This window comes from Pseudoalteromonas sp. TAB23 (assembly GCF_000498075.1).
Taxonomy (GTDB): Bacteria; Pseudomonadota; Gammaproteobacteria; order Enterobacterales; family Alteromonadaceae; genus Pseudoalteromonas; species Pseudoalteromonas arctica.
Map to the genome: position 1 here is coordinate 1 of NZ_AUTP01000125.1, position 4,891 is coordinate 4,891.

The window sequence follows — 4,891 nt, forward strand, 5'->3', positions numbered from 1 at the left end:
CTGGTTAATCAAAAAGGGGTTATGGGAAACTACACTAACTCTTTGGTGTTAAACCTGGTGACCCTGCCCGTTTTAATCTTAATATTTGGGCTAAGTAGCTACAAACTAATTAGTTTAATTTTTTGATTAAATTCTAAAAACCATATTTAAAGGCCGCTGTTTACAATAAACAACGGCCTTTATTTATTAATCACCAAATAACGTATAAGTCGTACTTATATTCACACATCTAACACGCTTTTTGGTTTTTAGCTGCTTTAAATAATTGCGAAAACGCAAAACCACCTACCGCGCCTGCAAGCAGTTGAGCATAAAAACCCCAGCCTCTTGAGCCCGCTATAATATGAATATTCATAATTGATTCAATGGCAATTAACACAATAGCAAATGCCACAATGCCAGCAATAACAAATAACTGAGTACTGTATTTTTGAACCTTTTTATTAAGCTTTACGGTAACGAAAAAAGCGATGGCAAGTGCTACGGCAATAATAGCGCCGTAGGTAGGTAATAGGCCTAACCAATCATCAAGCGTTAAACTAGCACGATCACTAAAGCCCACCACTACACCTACATTAACTAATTGATTGACAACGTATTGGCTATGAAACAAGCTAGCAAGTGAAAATGTAAGTAACCAAGAAACTAAAAATGAAGGCAATATACGTGTTAAAAACAACATTGTTATCTCAATTTAAAATAAAGCTTTTCTCTTATGCAAGTCATGCTAGCAAAGGCTTGCTCCGTAAACAATGTATCTCTTTTTTTACTTTGCTTTCGCTTTTTTCGTTTTCTGTTAATGCAGATGCTACGTTACCAAAGGAGCAATACAGTACAAAAACACTGGCTACGCAATTACAGTCTCCGTGGAGCATGGTTGAACTACCAAACGGCACATGGTTAATTACAGAGCGTGATGGCCACGTAGTTATAGTTAAAAACAACGTGCAATCAAGAGTAAAATTAAACCTAACAGGTTTATACGTTGCAGGCCAAGGTGGTTTACTCGACATTGTATTATCACCAGATTATAACGACTCCAAAGAAATTATTTTTACTTATGCCCAAGGTAATGCAAGCGCAAATAGGCTTGTTGTTGCCAAAGCCACGTTTAATGGCGCTGACTTTTCAAAGCCTAACGTTATTTATAAAGTAGCGACTGATAAAAACACACCGCAACATTACGCAGGACGCGCCCTTGTCCTACCCGACAATACGTTATTAATTTCAACGGGCGATGGGTTTGACTTTAGAGAGCAAGCACAAGTTATCACCAGCCAACTTGGTAAAATATTACGTATAAACCTAGATGGTACCATTCCAACAGATAACCCATTTATTAATCACAAAAACCTAAGTGCACATGCTGTTTACTCACTTGGTCATCGTAACCCTCAAGGCTTAGTTTATGATTACGATACGCAGCAAATTGTTAGCAACGAACACGGCCCTGCAGGCGGTGACGAGCTAAACTACTTAACCGCTGGGACAAATTACGGCTGGNCGGTAATCACCTATGGCAAAGATTACTCGCAAGCGCGTATTTCACCATTTACCGAATATAAAGGCATGCAAAAACCAAGTGTTAATTGGACGCCATCAATAGCGCCATCAGGCATGGCGTATTACGGCTCTAAACATGCAGCTTTTCCCTCGTTACAACAACATGTGCTTATCACTACTCTTGTTGATAAAAAGCTCTACAGCGTTAATCTGGTAAGTGGTGAATTTACCCAGTCTCACATATTTCCTAAGGCCGCAGGCAGGTTGAGAGATGTGTTTATAACTGATAGAGGTAACGTCGCGGTATTAACAGACGGTAAAGAGGCAAAGCTAATGTTGATGACATCAAATTAATTCACAAAGGGGATAAAAGCCGCTGCGCTTTTAAAGTAAGGTAGCGGCTTGAATAAACGGATTTTATTAATTTAAGTTCTGATGTACGAAGCCAAATTTTGATCTCTTTAGTTATTGCTAAAAATATCAAAATTCCTGTTTGAACAATTTGCTCATAATGCTTGCCGTAAACGGCACAATGTAGAAAGCTAAATTTTGCGACAAGGAGTACAGGCTGCAGTCCTTCGTCCTTTGTTTAACGGTCTTGTTAGTGCTTTTTGCTAATTTCATCAACTATATCATAACCCCATAATCCAGTTCTTAATTTTACTTTTAACTGATCACCAACTTTATATGGATTACTTGTATCCGTGCCCAAACTGTAACTGGTCTCCGATAATCGAACATATTCAAAAATATCGTAACGAACACGCTGTTGACCCACTCCGGTTACTCTGTATTCTTTGTGGGTCACCTCATTAGATGAAAACTTATGATTCGTGACAGCAATAATCCCCATGCTGCCCATTTTAGTAAGTACTACAATCGCAGGGAAGTTTAGTATCTTGTAGTGGAATGGTGTTGAATCCGGCTTGTATTCAATAATAATATTAGCCGATTTATCATGCCCCCATTTTTGATAAAGGCGAACTACNAGCCTAAACCTACCGCTACATAAGTTAAAACACCATCATCAAGAACATCACTAAATACCAAAAAACTTAGTTGGGAAATGGCGGCACCATAAAATCCAATGAAAGCTAATGGAAAAAGATGATTCATCATACCTCTTGAGCACTAACGAGCCTGTAGATTAACTCGTTTTTTTATTTGTTTTTATTGATAACAAACCATAGCTGAGTTCCTATTTTGGTTCAATTGATTACTGTGTTTTACGCAGAATATTAAAAAGTGTTTAGTGTGGGTTTTATTCGCGTTTTGGAAGGAGTTACGGGGGTTTCAAACCTAGATTCTAATTGGAAGTGCACCACCTAATTCATTGCCGCATTGCGCCTCAATTACTTTACCTGCCATATCAATTGCGACTCTGCGATTAAACATTGCGGAAGGTTGTCCATTTTTAAACACTACAAAGCGCACTTTAAATACCCAATAACTAGTATCTAACCCATCAGCGGCAACTGTAGCTAAATCAAAACTCGTAGGGTGAGCTTCTTCAGTTGGTTTAAGATTAACCTTTATCCAATCATTGAAAATAGACTGAACATTTAGAAATGAAATTGGTAGCTCAGACGTACCGTCCCAATTTATCGTTGGTGCAGAATCAAATGAGAATTCACAATGTTTGCCGTTTTCGGGCCAAGATTCAAATGTATAAGTGGCTGCACAAACGATATTTGCAGCCATAATCATTGCACCCAACATAAAAAATTTCACAAAATTTCCTGTGGCATATAACGCTTAATATAACTGGAAAATACGAGCGCTTTACAGCGAGTAGTTTCCAGTTGATGTTTTTGTTATACGCACATATTACGCTAATGTTTGGGAACATAGGTTTTACCCCACTTATTAGCCGCTGCCAAAGCAAAACCAAAATAGACAATACTGAAAACACCATTGAAAAATTCAAAATTTACTTCGTTGTTTACAGATTCAAAAGCGGCACTAAAAAGAGATATGAAAAATCCAAGTACAGCACTAAACCAAATGAATTTAATTATCACACCATAAACTTTCTCACTCAAAATCCCACTGTGTTCCTGAAAGCTCAGGAAAAAACTGGTTATTTTATGACAAATATAAACCATCAATAACGTTAGCGGCGGTACTAAAATAGCTTCTACAACTTCATGAAATATTAGGCCAATTAACATAGCTAACGAACACCACACTAAAGGAATTTTGAAACCCAATATCTCAGTGTAATTTAAGTATTTTGGTTTAACAGCTTCGTTATTCAACTACATGTCCTTTGTGCGTATAACGAGCCTGTAGATTAACTCGTTTTTAAATTTGTTTTTATTGATAAACAAACCATAGCTGAGTTCCTATTTTGGTTCAATCGATTACTGTACTTTTACGCAGCATATAAAGAAGTGTTTGGTGTTGCTTTAATTGGCGTTTTGGAAGGGATTAAGGGTGTTTGAGTGGCTTTTTAGGGTAAAAGGGCTTACCCTTCTTAATGCATCGTGTTTTGCAGCTTTTCTATATCGCATTAAATTAGACAGCCACTCCAATTGTAAACTAATCTAGGCTCATAAAAGTGCAAAATTTAGAGTGGGTGTCTAGTTTATGGCTCCATACGTACTTAAAGCGGAAACCATTTTTTATATTTGTTTTTTCGAGCTAACTCAACTGCATTAATTATCTCGTCACGTTTAGAAGTTGAACAATAACCAAGGTACTCCTGAACTTTTTGCCCTGACCAACCCGGAGCCGCAGCTAATATCCAAAAGTTTATGCCATCGTTCTTCTTTTGAACGATAGCATAATTAATGATATTTTCTATAGAATCGTCGTCAGGCACTATTTTAAGCATTGCCATTGCACGGATAGCACCGCTCACGAGCATATCATTACCTGTTTTTATAGCTTCAAATACTGAGGTAATGTCTTGTTCATTTTGCATTGATAATCGTTGGATTGAATCACCAATAGCAACATAAATCATTGTGGCTTCAAAGTTATGCTTTACTAATGATTTAAGAAAACTTAATGCTGGTTTAAAGTTAGACTCACCAAGAGCCATAATCATTTGATATTGCGTTTCCCAAGTACGCGAATCTTTAATTTCTTCTTCCAAAGCAATTAATAGATATGAACCTGCATCAATACTTTTAAGTTTACGTAACTTCTTAGCCGCAGAGCGTCGTTTGGTTGATTTTTTATCTTTGAGCTGAGAAATAATTTCATCAAGCACAAAACTCTCCTGTACGTATAACGAGCCTGTAGATTAACTCGTTTTTAAATTTGTTTTTATTGATAAACAAACCATAGCTGAGTTCCTATTTTGGTTCAATTGATTACTGTATTTTTACGCAGAATATAGAAGTGTTTGATATTGTTTTAATTGGCGTTTTGGAAGGGATTA

6 protein-coding genes and 1 pseudogene are annotated in these 4,891 nt (G+C 37.0%); 2 read left to right on the forward strand and 5 right to left on the reverse strand.

The genetic code is table 11. The annotated features are described in order from the left end of the window. Window positions 1-126 (forward strand): annotated as a pseudogene (locus tag L654_RS1000000128640) (divalent metal cation transporter); the annotation flags it as partial. Window positions 127-229: 103 nt separating this feature from the next. On the opposite strand, the gene L654_RS0104245 reads toward L654_RS1000000128640, so the two are convergent. Continuing rightward, complete coding sequence (locus L654_RS0104245; protein WP_024607368.1) at window positions 230-682, reverse strand: hypothetical protein; 453 nt, start codon at window positions 680-682, stop codon at window positions 230-232. Between L654_RS0104245 and L654_RS0104250 the strand changes: the two genes are divergently transcribed. Beyond that, window positions 667-1,857: a PQQ-dependent sugar dehydrogenase gene (locus L654_RS0104250; RefSeq protein ID WP_024607369.1), complete on the forward strand. Its 1,191-nt coding sequence runs from the start codon at window positions 667-669 to the stop codon at window positions 1,855-1,857. The two genes, L654_RS0104245 and L654_RS0104250, sit on opposite strands and share 16 nt — an antisense overlap. Before the next feature lie 247 nt (window positions 1,858-2,104). On the opposite strand, the gene L654_RS1000000127750 is transcribed toward L654_RS0104250, so the two are convergent. The 4 genes from L654_RS1000000127750 to L654_RS0104270 all read right to left on the reverse strand — a co-directional run bounded on the left by L654_RS1000000127750 (window position 2,105) and on the right by L654_RS0104270 (window position 4,720). Next, entirely contained in the window at window positions 2,105-2,281 is a 177-nt protein-coding gene (locus L654_RS1000000127750; protein ID WP_158001139.1) for a hypothetical protein, read from the reverse strand. Between the two features lie 521 nt (window positions 2,282-2,802). After that, on the reverse strand, window positions 2,803-3,204 hold the full coding sequence (locus L654_RS0104260; RefSeq protein ID WP_139016092.1) for a hypothetical protein: 402 nt from the start codon (window positions 3,202-3,204) through the stop codon (window positions 2,803-2,805). Between the two features lie 131 nt (window positions 3,205-3,335). Beyond that, window positions 3,336-3,761, reverse strand: coding sequence for a hypothetical protein (locus tag L654_RS0104265; RefSeq protein WP_024607371.1), 426 nt, complete (start codon window positions 3,759-3,761; stop codon window positions 3,336-3,338). Between the two features lie 347 nt (window positions 3,762-4,108). Next, window positions 4,109-4,720 carry a hypothetical protein gene (locus L654_RS0104270; protein WP_024607372.1) on the reverse strand — a complete coding sequence of 204 codons (612 nt, stop codon included), beginning with the start codon at window positions 4,718-4,720 and terminating at the stop codon, window positions 4,109-4,111. Between the last annotated feature and the right edge of the window lie 171 nt (window positions 4,721-4,891).